17 protein-coding genes and 1 pseudogene are annotated in these 21,757 nt (G+C 66.8%); 8 read left to right on the forward strand and 10 right to left on the reverse strand.

Annotation, left to right across the window (positions count from 1 at the left end):
* Positions 1-244, reverse strand: a pseudogene (locus VLF18_RS12580) (tyrosine--tRNA ligase); the annotation flags it as partial.
* Between the two features lie 330 nt (positions 245-574).
* Between VLF18_RS12580 and VLF18_RS12585 the strand changes: the two are divergent.
* Positions 575-1,912, forward strand: a complete 1,338-nt coding sequence (locus VLF18_RS12585; RefSeq protein ID WP_325279974.1) for an OapA family protein — start codon at positions 575-577, stop codon at positions 1,910-1,912.
* Positions 1,913-1,915: 3 nt separating this feature from the next.
* Complete coding sequence (locus tag VLF18_RS12590) at positions 1,916-3,037, forward strand: anhydro-N-acetylmuramic acid kinase (protein WP_325279975.1); 1,122 nt, start codon at positions 1,916-1,918, stop codon at positions 3,035-3,037.
* Here the strand turns inward: VLF18_RS12590 and VLF18_RS12595 are convergent.
* From VLF18_RS12595 to VLF18_RS12615, 5 genes are all read right to left on the reverse strand, one after another.
* Entirely contained in the window at positions 3,022-3,312 is a 291-nt protein-coding gene (locus VLF18_RS12595; RefSeq protein WP_325279976.1) for a hypothetical protein, read from the reverse strand. The genes VLF18_RS12590 and VLF18_RS12595 overlap by 16 nt on opposite strands.
* A gap of 65 nt (positions 3,313-3,377) precedes the next feature.
* Positions 3,378-4,679, reverse strand: a complete 1,302-nt coding sequence (locus tag VLF18_RS12600) for an AmpG family muropeptide MFS transporter (RefSeq protein WP_325279998.1) — start codon at positions 4,677-4,679, stop codon at positions 3,378-3,380.
* 32 nt (positions 4,680-4,711) lie between these two features.
* Positions 4,712-5,491 carry an exodeoxyribonuclease III gene (locus VLF18_RS12605; RefSeq protein ID WP_325279977.1) on the reverse strand — a complete coding sequence of 260 codons (780 nt, stop codon included), beginning with the start codon at positions 5,489-5,491 and terminating at the stop codon, positions 4,712-4,714.
* A gap of 75 nt (positions 5,492-5,566) precedes the next feature.
* On the reverse strand, positions 5,567-6,625 hold the full coding sequence (locus tag VLF18_RS12610; protein ID WP_325279978.1) for an efflux RND transporter periplasmic adaptor subunit: 1,059 nt from the start codon (positions 6,623-6,625) through the stop codon (positions 5,567-5,569).
* 19 nt (positions 6,626-6,644) lie between these two features.
* On the reverse strand, positions 6,645-9,749 hold the full coding sequence (locus VLF18_RS12615) for an efflux RND transporter permease subunit (RefSeq protein WP_325279979.1): 3,105 nt from the start codon (positions 9,747-9,749) through the stop codon (positions 6,645-6,647).
* A gap of 331 nt (positions 9,750-10,080) precedes the next feature.
* On the opposite strand from VLF18_RS12615, the gene VLF18_RS12620 reads away from it, so the two are divergent.
* On the forward strand, positions 10,081-11,166 hold the full coding sequence (locus VLF18_RS12620) for an AraC family transcriptional regulator (protein ID WP_325279980.1): 1,086 nt from the start codon (positions 10,081-10,083) through the stop codon (positions 11,164-11,166).
* Here VLF18_RS12620 and VLF18_RS12625 read toward each other — a convergent pair.
* The 3 genes from VLF18_RS12625 to VLF18_RS12635 all read right to left on the reverse strand — a co-directional run bounded on the left by VLF18_RS12625 (position 11,152) and on the right by VLF18_RS12635 (position 13,791).
* The gene (locus VLF18_RS12625) at positions 11,152-11,796 is read right to left on the reverse strand and encodes a DUF2306 domain-containing protein (RefSeq protein WP_325279981.1); all 645 of its coding nucleotides are present in this window, start codon (positions 11,794-11,796) and stop codon (positions 11,152-11,154) included. The genes VLF18_RS12620 and VLF18_RS12625 overlap by 15 nt on opposite strands.
* Positions 11,797-11,920: 124 nt before the next feature.
* On the reverse strand, positions 11,921-12,718 hold the full coding sequence (locus VLF18_RS12630; RefSeq protein WP_325279982.1) for a LytTR family DNA-binding domain-containing protein: 798 nt from the start codon (positions 12,716-12,718) through the stop codon (positions 11,921-11,923).
* Positions 12,715-13,791 carry a sensor histidine kinase gene (locus VLF18_RS12635; RefSeq protein WP_325279983.1) on the reverse strand — a complete coding sequence of 359 codons (1,077 nt, stop codon included), beginning with the start codon at positions 13,789-13,791 and terminating at the stop codon, positions 12,715-12,717. The genes VLF18_RS12630 and VLF18_RS12635 overlap by 4 nt, the downstream gene beginning before the upstream one ends.
* Before the next feature lie 140 nt (positions 13,792-13,931).
* Between VLF18_RS12635 and pyrE the strand changes: the two genes are divergently transcribed.
* The 4 genes from pyrE (at position 13,932) to VLF18_RS12655 (ending at position 20,633) form a co-directional block, all read left to right on the forward strand.
* Positions 13,932-14,576 (forward strand): orotate phosphoribosyltransferase, encoded by a 645-nt coding sequence (gene pyrE / locus VLF18_RS12640; protein ID WP_325279984.1) that lies wholly within the window; start codon positions 13,932-13,934, stop codon positions 14,574-14,576.
* A 66-nt stretch (positions 14,577-14,642) separates the two neighbouring features.
* Positions 14,643-15,293: a DUF4124 domain-containing protein gene (locus tag VLF18_RS12645; RefSeq protein ID WP_325279985.1), complete on the forward strand. Its 651-nt coding sequence runs from the start codon at positions 14,643-14,645 to the stop codon at positions 15,291-15,293.
* Between the two features lie 138 nt (positions 15,294-15,431).
* Positions 15,432-17,990 carry a hypothetical protein gene (locus VLF18_RS12650; protein ID WP_325279986.1) on the forward strand — a complete coding sequence of 853 codons (2,559 nt, stop codon included), beginning with the start codon at positions 15,432-15,434 and terminating at the stop codon, positions 17,988-17,990.
* A gap of 33 nt (positions 17,991-18,023) precedes the next feature.
* Positions 18,024-20,633, forward strand: a complete 2,610-nt coding sequence (locus VLF18_RS12655; RefSeq protein WP_325279987.1) for a hypothetical protein — start codon at positions 18,024-18,026, stop codon at positions 20,631-20,633.
* On the opposite strand, the gene VLF18_RS12660 is transcribed toward VLF18_RS12655, so the two are convergent.
* Positions 20,627-21,169: a hypothetical protein gene (locus VLF18_RS12660; RefSeq protein WP_325279988.1), complete on the reverse strand. Its 543-nt coding sequence runs from the start codon at positions 21,167-21,169 to the stop codon at positions 20,627-20,629. The two genes, VLF18_RS12655 and VLF18_RS12660, sit on opposite strands and share 7 nt — an antisense overlap.
* A gap of 280 nt (positions 21,170-21,449) precedes the next feature.
* Here VLF18_RS12660 and VLF18_RS12665 point away from each other — a divergent pair, with 280 nt between their 5' ends.
* The gene (locus tag VLF18_RS12665) at positions 21,450-21,707 is read left to right on the forward strand and encodes a hypothetical protein (RefSeq protein WP_325279989.1); all 258 of its coding nucleotides are present in this window, start codon (positions 21,450-21,452) and stop codon (positions 21,705-21,707) included.
* Positions 21,708-21,757: the final 50 nt, after the last annotated feature.

The following is a 21,757-nucleotide window of genomic DNA, read 5'->3' on the forward strand; positions in this document are numbered from 1 at the left end:
GGTCGCCGATCATCCCGGTGAAGTCGCCGATCAAGAAAATGACCTGGTGGCCGAGATCCTGAAACTGCCGCATTTTATTCAACAGCACGGTGTGGCCGAGGTGCAGGTCCGGCGCGGTCGGATCGAAGCCCGCCTTGATGCGCAACGGACGTCCGAGCTTGAGGCGCGTCTCGAGATCTTCCCGCTTGATGATTTCCTCGGCGCCGCGACCGATGAGGTCAAGCGCTTCCTGCAACTGGCTCATGCCTGCTTCTCCACTGAATACGTTCCATCCGCAGGCAGCGCGACGCTCCGGCCTTCGCTCGCGGACGGCTAAAAATGGTGAGTGCAGTTAATTATTCGTTAACCACGTGACCGGGCGCAAACCCGCGCCAATACTGGCGTTGACGGGTTTCGAATCGGGCGGCTATGGTACGAGCCGTTTGATCGGAATGCGACCGTGACCGAGACGCCAGCCGCACCTCATTCGAGCCGCCGTACGAACCGCCGCCTTGCGCTGCGTCGCCGCGCACTTCGCAAACATTTCCAGTTTTACTCAAAGTGTAAAACTTGGGCGCTCGCGCAGAACGTGTCGGTGTCGCCGATTTCGTGGCGCCGCGAACACTGGGTTCTCGCCAGTGTCGCCGTCGCGTTGACCGTCATCGTCGGCATGATCATGCCGACCTGGGCCAACGCGATGCGCCGTGAAGAGGTGCCAAGCGTCACGACGCTCGCGCTGCCTCTGCCGGCATTGTCGGCCGACCAGACGTCTGCGGACGATCGCGCGCTGGCCGGACTCGCCGCCGCGGGCATGGTGCCGGGCATGGAAGGCGACGAATGGAAGATCGTCATCGTGCGTGCCGGGCAGTCGCTCGCCGACATATTCCACGAGCAGGGCCTTTCGCCGACCGAACTGCAGCGTCTCGTCGACGCGAAGGTCGACGAAGGTGCGTTCCGCCGCATTCATCCCGGCGACGAGTTCGCGTTCCGCAAGTCGCCCGAAGGCAAGCTTGCCGCGCTGCGTTTCGATCGTGACGACCACACGCGCGTCGTCCTGCGCGTCGACGCCGAGGGTGTCAAGAGCGAAATCGCCGAGCGCGCGCTCGAGCGCCGCGTCCATGTCGCACACGGCTCGATCAAGAGTTCGCTGTTCGAAGCCGGCGACTCGGCCGGCATGACCGACTCGATGACGCTGAAGCTCGCGCAGGCTTTCGGCTACGACATCGACTTCGCGCAGGATCTGCGCGTCGGCGACAGCTTCACCGTGATCTACAACGACGTCTACCGCGACGGCGAGCGCCTGCGCGACGGCGATATTCTCGGCGCGACCTTCGTCAACGGCGGCCGTCGCTTCACGGCGTTCCGCTATCAGGATACCGAAGGCGGCGTGTCCTTCTACAGCGAGGACGGCCGGCCGCTGAAGACGTCGTTCCTGCGCACGCCGGTCGAGTTCACGCGCATTTCGTCGCGCTTCAGCGCGGGCCGCATGCATCCGGTGCTCGGCCGCATGCGCGCGCACAAGGGCGTCGACTACGCCGCGCCGACCGGCACGCCGATCTACGCGGCCGGCGATGCGAAGGTCGAGTTCCGCGGCGTCAAGAACGGTTTCGGCAACGTCGTCATCCTGCAGCACGGCGGTCAATACAGCACGGTGTACGGCCACATGTCGCGCTTTGCCTCGGGTCTTTCGGCCGGCCAGCGCGTACGCCAAGGCCAGCTGATCGGCTACGTCGGATCGACCGGTCTGGCGACCGGCCCCCACCTTCATTACGAGTTCCGCCTCAACGGCCAGCACCGCGATCCGCTCACGGTGACGCTGCCCAAGCCCGAGCCGCTGCCGTCGACCGAGCTCGCGAAGTTCAAGCAGCTGACACAGCCGATGCTCGCGCAGCTCAAGCGTTACGAGGATTCGCGCCTCGCCATGGTGCGCTGACGCGTGACGTCAGCCGCCGCCGAGCTCTATCTCGGCCTGATTTCGGGCACGAGCGCCGACGCCATCGATGTCGCGCTCGTGTCGTTCGGTTCCGCTCCGGAGCTTCGTGCCGCATGCGCCGTGCCGTATCCGGCCGCCCTGCGGCCGCGCGTGCTCGCGCTGGCACGCGACACGGCCGAGATCAACCTCGACGAACTCGGCATGCTCGATGTGGAACTCGGTCATGCATTCGCCGAGGCCGCCCTTGGCCTGCTGGACCGCGAAGGCATAGCGCCGGCGGCCATTCGCGCGCTCGGCTCGCACGGCCAGACCGTGCGGCACAAGCCGGCTCTTGCCGCGCCGTATACCCTGCAGCTCGGCGATCCGAACGTGATCGCCGAACGCACCGGCATCACGACGGTCGGCGATTTCCGACGCCGCGATATCGCAGCCGGCGGTCAGGCGGCCCCCCTGGTGCCGGGACTGCATGCTGCATTGCTGGGCGACCCTGAGCGCGATCGCGTTGTGCTCAACCTCGGCGGCATCGCCAACATCACCGTGTTGCGACGCGGCCCGGCAGCGGCGGTGACGGGCTTCGATACCGGTCCGGCGAACTGTCTCATGGACGCCTGGTCGCTGCGGCAACGCGGCATCGGTTGCGACGCCGGCGGCGCGTGGGCCTCACAGGGCCGCGTGGACGAAGCGTTACTCGCACGAATGCTCGACGAGCCCTATTTCGCACAGACCGGACCGAAAAGCAGCGGCCGCGAAGTCTTCAACCTCGATTGGCTCGATCGTCATCTCAACAATTATCCGATCGCGCCGGTCGACGTGCAGGCGACGCTGCTCGCGCTGTCGGCACGCAGCGTCGCCGCCGCGATCCGGCGCGATGCGCCGCAGACGCAGCAGGTGCTCGCGTGCGGCGGCGGCGTTCACAACACGGCGCTGATGCGAGCGATCGCCGCCGCGCTGGCGCCGACGACCGTGGCGAGCACAGCCAGTTGCGGCGTCGATCCGGACTATGTCGAGGCGATGGCCTTCGCCTGGCTCGCGCGGCAGCGCCTGCTCGGCCTGCCCGGCAATCGCGCCGACGTCACCGGCGCGCGCGGGCCGCGTGTGCTCGGCGCGATCTACTTCGGTTCCTGATTCTCGATCGCGTCGTCGGTGAACAGCGGCTTGCCGGATACGCGCTCGAAAGCTTCGAGTGCCGCACGGAAGGCCGCCGTCTCGGTGGACTCCCAGGTCCCCGACAGCATCGCGATGTCATGCAGCTCACGGTGCATGTCTTCGCCGGTGAGGCCCACGCCGCGGCGCAGCGCGAACAGAATGGCCTCATTGATCGACCACTGATGCTCGCGCGCGATCTCCTTGATGCGATCCGCGAGGATGTCGTCGATATGGCGTACGAGAATGTCTGGCACAGCGCCCTCGTGTCAGCGTTCGCGGATGCCCCCTGTCGGGATTGTCGCAGCAAGCGGCGTGAATTTCAGCTCGCGGACGCCGGCGGCGCACCTTCCATATGAGGCCGGAGCCGCCAGTACAGCCATAGGGTCGGCAAGATGGATACCGCGCTCAGCGCAAAGAAAGCCTGAAACCCGAACGCCTCGACGAAGAATCCGGACACACCGCCGAGCAGCTTCCCGGGCAGATTCGACAACGATGCGAGCAACGCGTACTGCGTCGCGCTGAAACGGACGTCGGCGAGGCCCGACATGAACGCGACGAGTACGCTGCCGGCGAAGCCCTGGCAGAAATTGTCGGCCGAAATCGCCGCGATGAAACTCCAGACCTGCCCCGGGTTCGCCGCCATCAGCAGGAACACGAGATTCGACAACGCGACACCAAGCGCCGCGATCAGCAGCGAACGGCGTACGCCGAGCACGGTAGCGGCGATGCCGCCGAGCAGCGCGCCGGCGAATCCGAGCCAGACGCCATAAACCTTCGACACCGTCGCTATCTGGCTCTTCGTAAATCCGAGGTCGAGATAAAACGGCCCGGCCATGACGCCGATGATCTGGTCCGGCAGCTTGTACAGGCCGACGAACAGCAGGAAGGTCAGTGCGAGCTTCGCGCCGTTGCGCGCGAAGAACTCGGTCACCGGACGCAGGAAGTCGCGCAACGCCACTTCCATGGCCGCCATGACGCGACCGTCAACGCGCACCGGTTCGTCGCCGGCGTCCGGCGGTGCCGGCGGCTCGGACGCATACAGCGTCATGACGGCCGGTATCAGCATGAAGGCTGCCATCAGCAGGTATGTCGTGCGCCAGTCGAACAGATCCGCCGCGTACAGCGCGAGCGCACCGCCGAGCACGAGGCCGATGCGATAGCCAAGCGAATATGTCGTGATCAGCGCGCCCTGATCTTCCTTCGGCGCGATCTCGATGCGATACGCGTCGACGACGCAGTCCTGCGTCGCGCCGCAGAACGTCGTGAAGGCGAGCACCGCGAGAAAGACGCCGAGATGCTCATCGCCCGGGCCTATCAACGCCATCGCGGCCAGTCCCGCGACGACGCCGAGCTGCGACAGCAGCAGCCATCCGCGGCGCCGGCCGAGGTCGGCCGCAATCGACGGCGTGCCGCGGTCGAGCAGGGGTGCCCAGAGAAACTTGAGCACGTAGAGCATCGAGATCCAGCTGAACACGCCGATCGCGCCGAGCGACAGGCCTCGTTCTCGGAACCAGTAGCCCAGCGTCACGCCGACGAGCAGGAACGGCAGGCCGGAGCCGAAGCCGAATACGCAGACGACCCACGATGCCGGCTGCGCGAACGCGCGCCGGAAGCGCTGCATCGCCGATTCGCGCGCGACGCCGGCGACCGCGCTCACTTCGGTTCCGGCGCGTAATCGACGGTATACGGCGCGTGATCCGAGAAGCGCGGATCGCGCAGGATCTCGCAACTCTTGAGCCGCTTGCGCAGCGACGGCGTGATGACCTGATAGTCGATGCGCCATCCCACGTTGTTCGCGCGCGCCTGGCCGCGGTTGGACCACCATGTGTAGTCCTCGGCGTCGGGCTTCAGCGCGCGATAGCTGTCGACCCAGCCGTGCTGCAGGAACAGCTTGTCGAGCCAGGCACGTTCTTCGGGCAGGCAGCCCGAGGTCTTCTGGTTCGAACTCCAGTTACGGATGTCCTTGCGCGTGTGCACGATGTTCCAGTCGCCGCAGATCACGTAGTCGCGGCCGCTCTTGAGCCACTCCTCGAACACCGGCGAAATCCAGTCGATGCATTTGAATTTGAACGCCTGCCGCTCATCGCCGGAAGATCCCGACGGAAAATAGAGAGACACGACGCTGAGGTTGCCGTAACGCGCTTCGATGTAGCGGCCTTCCTCGTCGAAGTCCGCCCAGCCGAGCGCGGTGCGGACTTCGTCGGGCTTGGTGCGCGAATAGATCGCGACGCCGCTGTAGCCCTTCTTGCTCGTCGCGTCGCGGTAGTAGCTGTGGAAACCTGCGGGCCGGAACAGCGCGTCGGTCAGCTGATGTTCCTGCGCCTTGGTTTCCTGCAGGCAGACGATGTCGGCCTTGTGCGCCGACAGCCAGTCGTAGAAGCCCTTGGTCGCCGCCGACCGGATGCCGTTGGCGTTGAAACTGACGATGCGCATTGCTCACTCCGACCCGACGAAGTGGGCAATGTAGCCGCGCGCGCGGGTCGCGCCAAGCACGGCCCGCGCGATTTTTCAGCCTTCGACCACGCGCACGCTCTGCCCCGGATTCAGGCGCTCGGCGCCGCGGACGACGACCTTGTCGCCCGGACTCAGCTCGCCGGTGACTTCGACGAACGCATCGCGCGCCGCACCGGCGCGCACTTCGACGCGTTCGGCCGTGTTGTCCGCCTTCACGCGCATCACGTAGGTGTGCGCTTCGCGCAGCACGAGCGCGTCGCGCGGGACCGTCAGCGCCGTGGCGTTCGCCGCTTCGGGCAGCGCGACCTCGACGGCCGTGCCGACCAGCGCGAAGTCTTCCGGCAGCGTCACGCGCAGCTCGAACTGACGTGAGCGCTCGTCGCCGACCGGCACGACCGCGCGCACGGTCGCCGGCTGCACGGCATCGCGCAGGCGCACCTGGATTTCCTGTCCGGTCTTGACCTGCGGCGCGAGCGCGAGCGGTGCCTGCACGCGCGCTTCGAGACGGCCTGTGTCGACGAGATGCGCGACCGCCGCGCCGATCTGCAGGTATTCGCCGCGCTGCACGAAGCGCTCGCTGACCACGCCGTCGAACGGCGCGCGAATCTCGGTCTCTCCGAGATCGTGCTCGATGCTGCGCCGCTCGGCGTCGACGCGCGCGAGTTCCTGGTTGGCGCTTTCGAGCGTCGCGCGCGCCTCGTCGAGCTGAGTCTGCGCGACGGCGTTGCCCGGTGCGAGCTTGGCGAGCCGCGACATCTGCGTCTGCGCGAGATCGCGCTGCGCCTTCGCGCGGCCGGCGGTCGCGCGGGCCTGTTCGAGGCGCAGGCGCAACGGCACGTCGTCGAGCTTCGCGATGCGCTCGCCCTTCTTGAACACACTGCCGACTTCGGCGATGTCCATGACGCGGCCCGAGGCCAGCGTCGCGATACGCGCATCGTCGCGACTGACCACGCTGCCCGGCACCCAGCGCGTCGGCGACAGCTTCGACGCGGTCGCCTCCGCGACGGCGACCGTCGCCGCGGGTGCCGCGGGCGTGGGCTCCGCAGCGGTCGTCAGCGCCGTCGGCGCCGCAATCAGTGCGGTCAACAGCAGACTCAGCGGAAAGGCTTTCATGTTCATCTCCTGGATTGCATCAGGCCGCGCGCGGATAGCCGGATTCGCGGGCGACCGGCTGCGCTTCGGCGGGATTCTTCGGACGGCGGCGCCATTGGCTCAGACGCATCAGGCTCGGCATCAAGAGCAGCGAGAACACCAGCGCGACGACGACGCCGCCGACATTGACCGCTGCAAGGCCGCGATAGATCACGCTGCCCGGGCCTGGATTCACGGCCATCGGCAAAGCACCGAGCGCACCCGTCATGGTCGAGGCGAGAATCGCGCGCAGGCGCTGATTCAGGCCCATGCGGATCGCATCGTCGAGCGAATGGCCGTCGTTCTGCGCCTCGCGCGTCAGGTCGACGAGCAGTATCGCGTGATTGACGATGACGCCGATCATCATGACGAAGCCGATCATTGACAGCAGATCGAGCGGCTGGAATGCGAACAGTCCGAGCACGCGCAGGCCGACCATGCCGCCGATCAGCGCGAGCGGCACGGTCAGCATGACGATGACGGCGTCGCGCAGCGATTTGAACAGCGCGGCCATGATCATCAACAGCACGAGCAGCGCGAGCGCGAAATTCTTCGTCATCGTGCCGACGATCTGCTCGAGGCGATCGGCGCTGCCGGCCATGAGAATGGTGCCGTCCTCCGGCATCGCTTCACGCAGCTTCGGCACGACGTCGCGGTTGAGCGTCGCGAGCGCCTCTTCGAGCGACAGCGTTGCCGGCGGATCGACGCTGAGGCTGATCGTGCGACGGTGATCGAGGCGGCGAATCGTCGTCGGGCCCATCGCGGTGTTGAGGCTCACGAGATCGCCGAGCGGCACGATCTGCCCCGACGGCGTCACGAGCGGCGCTTCGGCAAGCTGCTCGGGCGTCTGGCCGGCGCTCGCGCGCAGCATGATCGGCACGCGCGTTTCGCCGTTGAAGTATTCGCCGAGCCAGGCGCCTTCGCCGAGCGCGCGCACGACGGTGCCGACCGAGCTGCGGTCCCAGCCGGCTTCGGCGATGCGCCGGTCGTTCGGCACCGCGTGCAGTTCCGACTGCACCGAATCGGTATTCGGAAACGCCTGCACGTTCGCGCCCGGGAAGGTCTTCTCGAGCAGCTGGCGGCCTTGTTCGGCGGCGCGTTCCAGCGCCTTGGTATCGTCGCTCTGCAGATGCATCGCGATCGAACGCGCCGAGCCGCCGAAGCCGCCGAACAGATCGCCTTCGGTCGCGAAGGCACGCGTGTCCGGCAGGCCGACGACGACTTCCTCGCGCACGATCTTCTCGAGTTCGCCGATGCGCGACTCGTCGACGACGCGCGCACCGATCGTGCCGCCGCCGGGCCACAGCAGCAGGTAGTAGTTCTTGAGCTGCGGCTGCTTCTCGCCCTTCATGTAGGGCTGCAGGCGCTCGAGGATCTTGCCGGCGATTTCGCGGTTGACGGTTTCCGGGCTCATGCCCGGCGGGAAGCTGAAGAACGCGTCGATCGCCGCGCGCTTGACCGGCGGCAGGTAGTCCAGGCGCGGCAGGAACACCCAGCACAGGATCAGCGGCGCGACAAGCAGCGTCGCGACCCAGGTCAGCTGCTTGGTCGGCGTGTCGGTCCAGCGCAGGATGCGTTCGGTCAGCGACGGCCAGCCGTCGCCGTAGCCCGAGGTCAGCTTCTTCGCCTTGAGCCAGCCGCCCGCGGCCGCCGGCAGCACGGTCAGCGCGACGACGATCGAGATTGCGACCGAGATCGAGATCGTCAGCGCGAGGTCGGCGAAGATCTGGCCCTCGACGTCCTGCAGGAACAGCACGGGCAGGAATACGGCGATCGTCGTCACGGTCGAGGCGAACAGCGCCGGCACGACCTGCTTGGCGCCGGCCAGCGCCGCTTCGATCGGCGTCATGCCCGACTCCTTGAGCCGGATGATGTTGCCGGACACGACGATCGCGCCTTCGACCACCATGCCGACCGCGAACGCGAGACCGGCCAGCGAGATCACGTTGAGCGTGCGGCCGGTCAGATGCAGCACGACGAAAGTCGCGAGCAGACAGATCGGAATCGAGGTCGCGATCAGCAGCGTCGCGCGACCGTCGCGCATGAACCACCAGACGCAGATCAGCGCGAGCAGCGCGCCGACGATGAGGTTTTCCGTGAGCAGGCCGACCGCGCGATTGATGAAGAGACCCGAGTCGAACGACTGCTCGATGCCGAGTCCCTGCGCCTTCAGCGGCCCGTCGCGCAGCTCGGCGACAACCTTCTTGACCTCGTTCAAGGTGCCGAGCACGTTTGCGCCGCTCTGCCGCAGGATCTGCATGCCGATCGCGGGATTGCCGTTCTGGTACGCGAAGAAACGCGGTTCCGGCGGACGCACTTCGATCGCCGCGACGTCGCCGAGCTTGATCGGACGGCCTTCGCGCCAGGCCAGCACGAGCTCGCCGAGCTGGTCGGGCGTATACCTGCCGACGAAGCGCAATGTGTACTGGCGGCGGCCGACTTCGACCTGGCCGCCGGAGACGTCGGTCGCGCTCGCCGCGCGGGATGCGATATCGGTAATCGACACGCCCATCGCCGCGGCCTTGGCGAGATCGACCGTGATGCGCACTTCGTCGGGCGGGCCCGCATTGATGTTGACGCCGGCGACGCCGGGCACGGCTTCGATGCGCGGCTTCACCGTAGTGTCGATGAATTCGCGATAGTCGGTGATCTTGCCCTTGGTGCCGGGCAGCAGCTGCACGAAGAACCAGGTCAGCGACTGGTTCGAATCGTCGGCGCCGAGCTGCACGACCGGCCGGTCGGCGTCGCGCGGCAGCGGCGGCAGCCGGTTCAGCCGGCCGAGCACTTCGACCAGCGCGTTCTTCATGTCCGTGCCGATCGCGAACGTCAGATTGATGTTGCTGCCGCCGGTGTTCGCGCTGCCGTCGAGTTCCTCGAGACCCGGCAGACCCTGCAGCACCTGTTCCTGCGGTTCCAGCAGTTCGGACTCGACTTCGACCGGCGAGGCCGAGCGCCAGCCGGTGTTGATCGAGATCTGCGGCCGCTCGATGTCCGGGAACAGCTGCAGCGGAAGCTCGCGCAGGCTCAGCAATCCGAACACGCAAACCATCAGCACGGTGACGCCGACCGCGATCGGATTGCGCAGCGATGTTTCGATGAGTTTCATGGGTTCCTCCCGCTGCCGGCGCCGTGGCGCCACCCTGTGCACCAGATTCGCGCCGGCGACTTACGTTGGGATGCGGCGAAGGTCATAGTGGTTGCGTGGCTTGCGACGAAAAGCGTTCGCGACACGCCGGAGCGAACGCCGGTGTTGCGGCAGTGCGCACGACGACGCGCATTCAGTCTCGTGAAACGCGCAAATCGGGCTATACCGGTTAGGCCGCCGGAGCGTCCGACGCACCTATGGGCCTGGCGCGATGACCTCGGCAATAATCTCGGGTCCCGCCGCGCGGCGTTCATGCGGTCCGTCGATGACGTTCTGGAGCATAGTCTTCGTAGTGGGCGCGTCGCAGGCGGCGTGGCTCGCACTCGCGTTGTGGCGGCGGCCGGTCAACCGCGCGGGCAACCGCGTGCTTGCCGCGTGGATCGCGCTGATCGGATTCGATCTCGTCGTGAAGGCGCTGTACTTCCACGAACCGGGGCCGGCGTACTACAAGCTCTATCGCTTCGTCGGCCTGTTTCCGTTTCTTTACAGCAGTGCGTTCTACGTCTATGTGCGCCGCCTGACCGAGGCGCGCGCGCTGAGCCGGCGCGATCTGCTGCATCTGGCCGGTTTCCTGATCGCGCTCGCGGCGAAGTCCGATGTGTTCCTGCAGCCGCATGCGGCGATCGAAGCGCACTTCGCCGCCGGCGCGCGACTTCGTCCGGAGTTGTGGTTCGATCTGTTCCTGTTCGGCTACGGGCTGGGCTATGTGATCGCGGCGCTGTTGCGCGTGCGCCGATACCGTCGCGTTCTGCTCGAACGACGCTCCGACGCCGACCGCCTGTCGCTGCACTGGATCGACACGATGGCCCTGTCACAGGCCGTCATCTGGGTCATTGCGACGCTGCAATGGCTCACGAATCTTCCTTACGTCGACTATCCGCTGATCTACGGCGCTGTAGTTTTGTGGATCTTTACGGTCGGATACCTGAGCCTCGGCCAGGCCGCGCTGCCGCAGGACCCGCCGGCCGCGGCAGAAGAAACGCACGCGCCTGCGGTCGCGTCGGACGACGCGCGCTTCCCCCACGTCGAAACACGACTCGCGCAGCTCATGGAGCGCGAACAGCTCTACCGCGAGCCCGCGCTGACCATCGGTCAGCTCGCGCGGCGCAGCGGCTACCCCGAGTACCTCGTCTCCGCCGTCATCAACCGCCGTTTCGCGGACAACTTCTGCGACTACGTGAACCGGCAGCGTGTCGACGCCGTGCGCCGCTGCCTCGACGACGCGGCCGATACGCGCACCGTGCTGGACATCGCCTATGCCTGCGGCTTCACCTCGAAGTCGACCTTCAACGCGGCGTTCAAGCGTCAGGTCGGTGCGACGCCGAGCCTCTACCGCCAGCGCGGCGCGGGCCGACCGGCCGGATCAGGCGATCCCTGACTCCAGCATCCGACGCGCAGACGGGCGGCGACGCAGCCACCATTCGACGATCGCGAGGTTGATGGTCCAGCAGCTCCAGGCCGCGAACACGTAGGTGATCAGGAACGGCAGCTGCAGCGCGCCCTGGCCGATCGCGAGTTCGAGGCGCAGCGTCACGGCCGAAGCGGTCAGCGCAACGCTGCGCCACATCCAGCGCCGGTGACGCGCGATGTCGCCGGCTATCGCAAAGCCGACCCCCAGTGCCGTCGAAGCGATCCAGACCACGCCCAGCAGCGCGAACGCCGCGCCGCTGGCCCAGCCGCCGTGGGCGTCGGTTGCCATCGCCAGTCCGCCGATGCCGCCGGTCAGCACGCCGCCGGCATAGAGCCAGCCGCCTACGCGATGCGCGCGCGGCAGGCGGCCGCGCAACCGGGCCCAGACCTGGAACGGCGCAAGCGCCAGCGCAAGACCGGCGCCGAAAAAATGCGCCGGCACCGCGATGCCGCCGACCGCGAAACGCCGGTCGAAGGGGTTGCGCGGCCGGAACTCGCCATAAAGAAAATGAAACGCGTAGGCGGCCACGGCCACACACAGCACGGCAAACACCAGATGTGCGCAGCGGCGCGCCCATGACCCCGTCGTCGATGCCATCGCCCGAACCCTTCGTCTACCGGAGGGATCCAGGTTGGTCGAACGCAGCGCGGCGGTCGTCCGGCCCGGCGGTTCCGAACGCCGTCCACGTACGAATCGGCGGATCCGGACGCGTGGCGGCGGCTCAGTGCAGCAGGTGCACCTTGTCCTTGTAGCTGCGCGACAGCTTCAGGGTCTGTCCGGACTCCAGCGTCACGAAATATTCGCCGTTGAGGTGCGAGCGCAGCTCGCGCACGCAGGCGAGGTTCACGATGGTCGAGCGGTGGATGCGCTGGAAGCGCCGCGGATCCAGGCGCTGCTCCATGTCGCGCATGGTTGCGCGGATCACGAAGTTCTCGGCCGCGGTGTGGATACACAGATAGTCGCCGGCCGCGTCGATCCAGCGGATGGACTCCGGATCGAGCCGCACCGTGCGGTTGCCGTCGCGAATCGCGAGGCGCTGCGGGGTCGACGACTCGCCCGCGTCCTGGGCGAGCGCGTCGGCCAGGGTCAGGTCGGTCTTGCCCGACATGCGCGCCAGCAGGCGCAGCAACTTGTCGCGGTCGCCGCCGGCGGCACGCGACTGCAGGCGCTCGCGTACGCTGTCGAGCGCCTGAGCCAGACGCTGCCCTTCGACCGGCTTCAACAGATAGTCGACCGCGCAGGCCGCGAACGCGTCGAGCGCGTACTGGTCGTACGCGGTCACGAACACGGTCAGCGGCAGCGTTTCGGTCGGCAGCGAGCGCAGCAGAGCGAAGCCGTCCATTTCCGGCATCTGGATGTCGAGAAACATCAGGTCCGGTTTCAGCGCCGCGATGGCGAAGCCGGCTTCGCGGCCGTTGCCGGCCTGGCCGACGATCTCGATGTCGGCATGCGCGTCCAGGCGCAGTTCCAGCCCGCGGCGGGCCAGCGGTTCGTCGTCGACGATCAGGGTGCGGATCACGCCTCGCTCCGGGTTTCGTAGGGAAGATGCAGTGCGACCTCGACGCCGCCGCCTTCGGCTGCGTCGCGCGTGCGGACGTTGACGCCCTGCTTCGCGCCGTACAGCACCTTGAGCCGCTCGCGCGTGTTGGCGAGACCGACTCCATTGCCGTTGCCGTGACATTCCTCGGGCAGACCCGGGCCGTCGTCCTCTACCCGGATCCGCAAACAGTCGTCGACGACGGTCGCGCGCACCGCGACCGTGCCGCCTTCGATGCGCCGGCTGATCGCGTGCTTGATGCAGTTCTCGATCAGCGGCTGCAGCATCAGGCTCGGCACGAGCGCGCGGCGCGCCGCCGGGCTCGCGTCGATGACGACGCGCAGGCGCTCGCCGAAGCGGATCTGCTCGATACCGAGGTAGCGCGACAGCGCCTCGAGTTCTTCCTCGAGCGTGACGCGCAGCATCGGATCGGAGTCGAGCGAATGGCGCAGGAACGCCGACAGGCCCGTGACCATGCGGTTGGCGGTCGCGTTCTGGTTGTCGAGCACCAGCGTCGAAATCGCATTCAGTGTGTTGAAAAGGAAGTGCGGATTGAGCTGATAACGCAGCATCTTGAGCTGCGCTTCGTGCGCGGTCGCGTTGGCGCGCAGCGCGTTCTCGCGCTCGTGGGCGATTTCGCGGCTGAACTTGATGCCGAAATACAGGCCGCTCCAGGACAACATCACGTACAGCGCCGAGCCGAAGTAGCCTATGTAGCCGAGCAGGCTTTCCGGACGGCATTCGAAGCACCAGCGGAACACCGCCTCGGCGTAGGTCAGCGAGTAGATCGCGGTCGCGAGCGTCAGCAGCAGGCAAGCCGCCGCGATCATGCGCCCGGTCGGCAGGTGCCAGATTGCTCGATAGCCCAGGCGCAGCAGGCTGGTCACGCCAAAGCCGATCGCGGTTGCCGCGGCCGACACCCAGACGTAGTCCCAGGGCTTGCCGTGCCCCATCGCGGCCAGGTAATGCAGGCTGAAATAGCCGAGCCAGCCGATCGATTGCAGCGCCCAGAACAGCCGCGCCGGCGAAGCGAAGAAGCGTTTGAGGCCAGTCATGTGGGGGGCGGACACCATGAAGCCCATGCTAGGGCGCGGACGCGCTAGCAGAGCGCACTTCGGCGCGTGCTGGCAACGGGTCGTCGATTGGAACGGGTTCGTGCCTCGTACAATCGCCTCCTTTTCGCCGGAGCCCCCGCATGCGCCCGCACCAACGCGACTTCCTCGACCTCGCCCTGCACAAGCAGGTGCTGCGCTTCGGCGATTTCACGCTGAAGTCCGGCCGGACCAGCCCGTACTTCTTCAATGCGGGACTGATCGACAGCGGCGCGGCACTGACCCGGCTGGGTCGCGCCTATGCGACCACGGCTGTCGAATCCGGACTCGCCTTCGACATGCTGTTCGGCCCTGCCTACAAAGGCATCGCGCTGGCGGCCGCCGCGGCGATCGCGCTGGCGGCCGACCACGGCCGCGACCTTCCGTTCGCGTTCAACCGCAAGGAAGCCAAGACCCACGGCGAAGGCGGCAACCTGATCGGCGCGCCGTTGCGCGGCCGCGTGCTGATCGTGGACGACGTGATCACCGCCGGCACCGCAATCCGGGAGTCACTCCAGATCATCCGCGGCCAGGGCGCCGAGCCGGCTGGCGTGCTCATTGCATTGGACAGGCAGGAACGCGGCCAGGGGCCGCTGTCCGCTGCGCAGGAAGTCACCGCCGAGTTCGGTATTCCCGTTCTCGCGATTGCGCAGTTGGCGGATCTTTTGACCCTGACGGCCGAACGGCCTGAACTCGCCGCGCAGCAAGCCCGTCTACAGGACTATCGCCAGCGTTACGGCGTTGCCTGAGCCGTGCGGGGTCGCACACCCGTTCGCGACGGGCGCGACCTATACTGGCTTTTCGAGGAGGAACCCATGATGCAGTCCGTTGTACGCAGTACGTTGATCGCTCTGGCGCTGCTGTCGGGAGTCGCGTCCGCCGCGGGCGACCGCCTGCGCTACAAGTGGCGCGACGAAGGCGGCAACCTGCATTACTCCGACTCGGTACCGCCGCAGGCCACGCGCCTCGGCTATGAAGTCGTCAACGAACACGGCGTCGTCGTGCGCCGCGTCGAACGCGCCAAGACCGAAGAAGAACTCGCCGCCGCGAAGGCCGCCGCCGACAAGATCGCCGCCGAGAAGCGCCGGGCCGACGAAGCCGCGCGCAACGACGCGCAGATGCTCGCCGCCTATCCGACCGAAGACGACCTGCGCAAATCGCTGCAGGGTCAGATCGACCTGATCACGCAGAACATCCAGGCCACCGAAGTCGGCATCGCGAGCCAGGAAAAGAGCCTCGCCGAACGCCTCGTCCATGCCGCCGAGCAGGAACGCAACGGCAAGCCCGTACCCGCAGCCGTGCAGAAGCAGATCAATACGCTGCGCTCCGGTCTTGCCGAGCAGAAGGCGTTCCTCGAACGCCGCACGGCCGACCGCGCCGCGATGGAGAAGCAGCTCGTCAGCGACATCGAGCACTATCGCCAGATCAAGAAATCCAACGACGAGCAGCGCGGCGCGAAGCGCTGACCCGTTCCTGGATCGCCGGTCGCGCTGCCCGACCGGAGCCGCCGGGACGCCGCCGTGATCATGCTGGCGGCAAATCTCCGTAAGGCATCAGGGAAGCGGCCGACCCGTGCCGCAGGCATCCATCCCTGGAGTCAATCCATGTCCTGTGCGTTTCTCATCGGCCGGCGCTGCGCCATCGCGCTGCTGCCGCTGTCCCTGCCCTCGGTCGCGGCCATTCCCGGCATCGAACTCGTCGACCGCACGACGATCGCCGCCTATATCGACAGCAACGGCTCCTCGAGCGGTCCGGTAGCCACGTCGCCCGACGGTCGCTTCGTGCTGTTCTGGTCACGCGCGAGCAACCTCGTGGTCGGCGACCACAACGGCAACGAGGATCTGTTTCTGCACGACGCGAACACGGGCGCGATCGAGCGCGTCAATGTCGCAAACGATGGCAGCGAGGCCATCGGCGATACGCGCGATCTGTATCCCCACACGCGCGCCGGCGTTTCTGCGGACGGTCGCTACGTGACATTTCAGAGCCGGGCGACCAACCTGGTTGCGGCATCCACCGGCGGGTTCGCACAGCTATACCGGAGAGACCGGACCAACGGCACGACGACGCTGATCAGCCGCGGTACGGACGGCGAGCCGGCCGACAGCGGCGTCATTCCCGGACCCACTACGCCGGACGGCCGCTACACCATCGTCATTACCGGCGCTTCGAACTTTCCGGACCATGTCGACTATTCGGTGCCGATCTACCGTATCGACACGACCACCGGCGCGATCGTGACGGTCAGCGTGACCACGGATGGCACACCGGCAGTCATCGGCGACCGCAACCTGGAAATTTCCGACGACGGACGATTCGTGCTGTTTTCCTCCTTCAGCGACAGTCTCGTGCCTGGCGGCACGCCGAACACCGAAGACTTCTTCCTGCGCGACCTGCAGCTGGGCACGACGCAGCAAGTCAGCGTCACCGACACGGGCGCTCCGGCGCCGGTACCGCCGCAGATCTGGCCGGACGAGACCGGCTTGAATCGCCTCAGCGCGGACGGCCGCTTTGCGTTGCTGTCGACAGTCACGCGGCTGACGGCGTCGGATACGGACGTTCTGCACGACATCTATCGATTCGATCGTCTGAGCGGCACGACCACGCTGGTCAGCCCGGACACCAGTGGAACCACGCCGACGGCGATCCACCGCACCCCCTCGATTTCCGGCGACGGCCAACAGGTGTTGTTTCAGTACTTTCCCGGACACTTTGAGCCCACGCAACTGGTACTCCGCGACATGATCGCCGGCACATCGACCGTGCTCGCCTTGCCCGCGATGCAATCTCCGACCAGCGTGGAACAGTCCCTGTCGCGCGACGCGTCGGCGGTGTTCTTTTCGGGCATGCAGCTTCCGCTCGCCAATCGATTGCTGCAGGTGTTCCGGTTCGACATCGCGACGAGCAAGCTGTCGCGTCCGAGCACGGCGCCGGCTTGGTCGATCGGCGCATACGCCAACGGGGAAGTCGACCGTTACACGGCGCCGTCCGTCAGCGCCGACGGACGTTTCGTCGCGTTCGCGTCCGTCGCCGAGAACCTCGTTGCCGGCGATACCAACGGCGTGTTCGACGTATTCGTACGCGATCGTCTGACAGGCACCTCACAACGCATCAGCCTGCGCGCCGACGGCACCGAAAGCACTTGTGCGAGCGTGGAGCCGTCGCTGTCGTCGGATGGCCGCTTCGTCACGTTTACGAGCTGCGGTGCACTCGCGTCGCCCGCCAGCGGCACCCAGAACGAAATCTACCGGTACGACCGTGTCGGAGGATCGCTCATGCTCATCAGCGTGGACAGTTCGGGCGCGCAAGCCGACAGCGCGAGCTTCGAGTCCGACGTATCCGACGACGGTCAGTACGTCGCGTTCTTTTCGTGTGCCCGCGATCTCGTCGCGATCTCGGGCGGCAATCTGTGCCAGCACTATCTGCGCGACGTCGCCGCCGGCGTCACCGTGCTCGTGAGTCGTTCGAACAGCGGCGAACCGGCTACGGGCAACAGCTACAGTGCGTCGCGCCTGTCGGCGAACGGCCGTTTCGTCGGCTACACCAGCAGCGCGAGCAACCTCGTCGCCGGCGACACGAGCAACCACTACGACGCCTTCGTCTTCGACCGACTCACATCAACGACAGAACGCGTCAGCGTCAGCTCGTCGGGCCAGCAGGGCAATCACGATTCGACGTTCGCCGATTTCGCCCAGGGCGGAAGCATCGCGCTGCTGACGAGCACGGCAACCAACTTCGCCGCCGTCGGCGGATCGAGTGTCCCGCGAGCGTACCTGCGCGATCGCAACGCGGGCACCACGACGCTCATTCCCACGCCGGGCACCCCCTCGATTTCCGCGGTCGACCCGACGATCTCCGAAGACGGCCGATTCGTGGCGATGATCAACCGAGAACTGAACAGCGGTCTCAGCGCGTTCGACGACGCCCGGCGATCCAAGCTGTACGTGCTCGATCGCCACGACGGACAGTTCCGCACATTGACCTGGTTTCCACACAAGACGACGGACACGATGACGAGCCTGCCGCAATTGTCGGCCGACGGCAGCCACATCGCCTTTCTGTCCACCCGCGACGATCTGACCGACGACGACGGCAACGGCGGCATGACCGACGTCTTCATCACGCGCATCAACGACGCGATCTTTTCCGACGGCTTCCAATAGCGCCCGAGCGACAGAACCGAGGAGCACAGCAGCATGCAACGGACACGCAGACGTCGTCGCGATTCGCACCTGGTGCGCAATGGACTCGCCGCGCTGACCTCGGCCCTGTTCACGATATCGGCATTGGCGAGTCCGCCACCGGCGGAACTCGTCAGTCTGACCGATATCGCCGCGCGCATCGAAGCCGACGGCTCATCGACCGGCCCGTTCGGTATTTCGCCGAACGGCCGCTTCGTGCTGTTCGCGTCGACCGCGGGCAACCTCGTATCGGGCGACATCAACGGCCGTCGCGATCTGTTCGTCCACGATCGCACAACGGGAGATGTCGCGAGGATAGACACGGGCGAAGATGCACCCGAGCTCGCGGTTCTCGGCGCTGCCGGCGTCTCCGACGACGGTCGCTACGTCGTGTTCGACAGCCGCTCGGCGTCGCTCGTGAACGAACCGACGAATGGTGTCGATCAGGTCTATCGCCTCGACCGATCGAACGGCACGGTGACGATGCTGAGCCGCAGCAGCAGCAGCGGCGCGGGTGTCTCGTCCAGCAACGCCGGCAACGTCAGCGCCGACGGCCGCTTCAGCGTCTTCTCGTCGGCGGCGAGCAACCTGCCCGGCGGCACGTCGCCGTACGAGCAGATCTATGTCCACGACGCGAACGACGGATCGCTGCGCCTCGCGTCCGTTGCAGCCGGTGGCGCGGCGGGCGGCGGCAACAGCAGCCGTCCGCAGCTCTCGGCCGACGGTCGTTACGTGCTGTTCCTGTCGGAGGCGGAAAACCTGATCGCCGGCGATACGAATTTTCGCGAAGACCTGTTCCTGCACGACCTGCAGTCCGGCATGACGCAACGCGTCAGCGTGTCGACGACGGGCGCGCAGCTCCCCGAACCGTCGCCGACGCCCGGTGTTCGCTTCTTCAGTCTCGGCTGCAGCCTGACGAACCTCAGCCATGACGGTCGCTACGCGGTGTTTGCGACGTCGGCCGCGGTCGATCCGGCAGATTCGAACGGCCTGCCGGACGTCTATCGTTTCGACCGGACGACGGGGGCGACGCAGCGCGTCAGCGCCGATCAGCCCCCGGGGCAGTTCGCCTACAGCCAATGTGCTGCGGTCTCGGCCGACGGACAGCGCATCGCCTGGCTCGCGCTCGATAGTGTCGCAGGTGCACAGTTGTTCACTTATTACATTCGCGACACAGGCGCGAACCAGCATGCCGTGCACAGCCACACGGCTCCCGAGCTCGCGCCGACCGAATCGTCGCTGGCGCTCGCCGGCGACGGCAGCGCGTTGTTCTTCGCGAGCAGCCACGTCGAGCCCGATCGCCGCGAAGCGCAGCTGTTTCGTGCCGACACGGCGAGCGGCACCGTGCAGGCCATCGGTACGACGCCGCCGTCGTCGGTCGGGCCTTTCGCGAACGATCACAGCAACGACCGCTTCCAGGGCGCGGGCAATGCCGTGAGTGCGAGCGTCAGCGCCGACGGCCGCTACGTCGCCTTCGCATCGCAGGCGAGCAATCTCGTTGCCGGCGATACGAACGGCGCCGCCGACGTGTTCGTGCGCGACCGGCAGAGCGGTACGACACGTCGCGTCAGCGTGCAGGACGACGACGGCGAGAGCACGTGCGCAAGTGCAAAGCCGACCCTTTCGGCAGACGCGCGCTTCGTGGTCTTCGACAGTTGCGGCGCGCTGGCCGCACCGGCATCGGGCACGCAGCGCGAGGTCTATCGCTACACACTGGCCAGCGGCCTCGTCGAACTCGTCAGCATCGCGGCCGACGAGGGAGCGGCGGATGGCGCGAGCGAAGGCGCGCACATATCGGCCGACGGACGTTTCGTCGCGTTCACCTCGTGCGCGACCGACCTGACGTCGACCTCGATCAGCGGCTGTCAGGTCTATGTCCGCGATCTCCAGTCGGCGGCCACGTCGCTCGTCAGCCGCAACGATGCCGGCGAACCCGCGCTCAATCCGGCGAACGGGCGCATGCAGAGCGTCCGCATTTCCGCATCAGGACGCTTCGTCGCCTATGCGAGCCGAGCACCGAATCTGGTTGCGGGCGATACGAACAACCAGGCCGATGCCTTCGTGCACGACCGCGACAACGCGACGACCTATCGCGCGAGCGTCACGACGAACGGTGCGCAAGGCGATTGGGGTTCCTATCCCTACGGCGTGTCCGACGACGGCGAGCGCATCGTGTTCACGAGTCTTTCGACGAACTTTGCCGCCGGCGCCACATCGGCACGTGCACGCGTCTACCTGCGCGACCGCTCGGCGGCGGCGACGCGCGTGCTGGCCCTGTCGGGCGATGCCGAAAAGTCGGGCGACTGGCCCGCCTTGTCGGCGGACGGCCGGCGCATCGCGTTCGTCACTGCGGCGACCGACAGCGGCATGAGCGCGTTCGACGACAGCGGGCGCGCGAAACTCATCCTGTTCGACGACGCGGACGGCAGCTACCGTCCGCTGACCTGGTACGCCGCCGCGGCAGCAGCCGGCGCAATCGAGGCGCCGCGCTTCTCGGCGGACGGCCGCTTCGTCGTGTTCAACTCGACGCGATCGGATCTCGATCCGGCCGACGGCAACGGCGCGTTCACCGACGTATTCCTGACCGATCTCATGGACCGGCTGTTCGCCGACGACTTTCAGTAGCACTGCCGCCACACGTCCTCCGTGGATCGCGCCCGGAAACGAAGGCCACCGCAAATCACGCGATCTTCGCCGGCCGGTTCGAGCGACCGGCCGCCGCCGTCGCGGACGTGATCATCGGTTTGCTCAAACGGCGTCTGGGCTCGGGGAAGCGGCGCCATACCGGTGCCGACGGGCAATCCACGATGCATGCCTTCCTGATTCGCTCTAGCCGAACGCATATCCAGGCTCTGCCGATCCGTCTCGCGATCGCGTCGGCGCTGCCGCTCGCAGTGCCGGTTCACGCCGCGATCCCGGGTATCGAACTCGTCGATCGCACGACGATCGTCGGCCACATCGACGGCAACGGCCCGTCGCCGAACCTGCTCGCCCGATCCGGCGACCATCGCTTCGTGCTGTTCGCCTCGGCGGCCAGCAATCTCGTCAGCGGCGATACCAACGGCCGCACCGACGTGTTTTTGCACGACGCCAATGACGGCTCGCTCGAGCGCGTCAACCTTGCCGACGACGGCAGCGAAGCCAATGCGGGTCCGTGGCAATCGCTCGAGGACGCGCGCGGCGGCATCTCGGCGGACGTCAGCGTCAGCTCATCGGGCCAACAGGACAATCACGATTCGACGTTCGTCGATTTCGCCCAGGGCGGAAGCATCGCGTTGCTGACAAGCAGCGCAACGAACTTCGTCGCCGTCGGCGGATCGAGCGTGTCGCGGGCGTACCTGCGCGACCGCAACGCCGGACGACGACGCTCGTTCCCACGCCGGGAGCCCCTCGATTTCCGCGGTCGACCCGGCGATCTCCGACGACGGCCGATTCGTGGCGGTGATCAACCGGGAACTCGACAGCGGTCTCAGCGCGTTCGACGACGCGCGGAGATCAAAGCTGTACGTGCTCGATCGCAACAGCGGTCAGTTCCGCACATTGACGTGGTTCCCGCGCGAGGCGACAGACACGATGACGAGCCAGCCGCAGCTGTCGGCCGACGGCAGCCACATCGCTTTTCTCTCCACGCGCGACGACCTGACCGACGTCTTCATCACACGCGTCAACGACGCGATCTTTTCCGACGGCTTCCAATAAGCGCACGCGAGCGCAGCCCAGCGGTCATGCAACGGACACGCTGACATGCT

Source organism: Tahibacter sp. (assembly GCF_035481375.1).
Taxonomy (GTDB): domain Bacteria; phylum Pseudomonadota; class Gammaproteobacteria; order Xanthomonadales; family Rhodanobacteraceae; genus Tahibacter.

Excerpts from the sequence above, each read along its gene's own strand:
- VLF18_RS12600 (WP_325279998.1), bottom strand. The coding sequence starts at position 4,679 with ATGCAGCGCTTCCGGCGCGCGTTCGCGCAGCCGGCATCGTGGGTCGTC.
- VLF18_RS12605 (WP_325279977.1), bottom strand. The coding sequence starts at position 5,491 with ATGCGCATCGTCAGTTTCAACGCCAACGGCATCCGGTCGGCGGCGACC.
- VLF18_RS12610 (WP_325279978.1), bottom strand. The coding sequence starts at position 6,625 with ATGAAAGCCTTTCCGCTGAGTCTGCTGTTGACCGCACTGATTGCGGCG.
- VLF18_RS12615 (WP_325279979.1), bottom strand. The coding sequence starts at position 9,749 with ATGAAACTCATCGAAACATCGCTGCGCAATCCGATCGCGGTCGGCGTC.
- VLF18_RS12625 (WP_325279981.1), bottom strand. The coding sequence starts at position 11,796 with ATGGCATCGACGACGGGGTCATGGGCGCGCCGCTGCGCACATCTGGTG.
- VLF18_RS12635 (WP_325279983.1), bottom strand. The coding sequence starts at position 13,791 with ATGACTGGCCTCAAACGCTTCTTCGCTTCGCCGGCGCGGCTGTTCTGG.
- pyrE (WP_325279984.1), top strand. The coding sequence starts at position 13,932 with ATGCGCCCGCACCAACGCGACTTCCTCGACCTCGCCCTGCACAAGCAG.
- VLF18_RS12645 (WP_325279985.1), top strand. The coding sequence starts at position 14,643 with ATGATGCAGTCCGTTGTACGCAGTACGTTGATCGCTCTGGCGCTGCTG.
- VLF18_RS12650 (WP_325279986.1), top strand. The coding sequence starts at position 15,432 with ATGTCCTGTGCGTTTCTCATCGGCCGGCGCTGCGCCATCGCGCTGCTG.
- VLF18_RS12655 (WP_325279987.1), top strand. The coding sequence starts at position 18,024 with ATGCAACGGACACGCAGACGTCGTCGCGATTCGCACCTGGTGCGCAAT.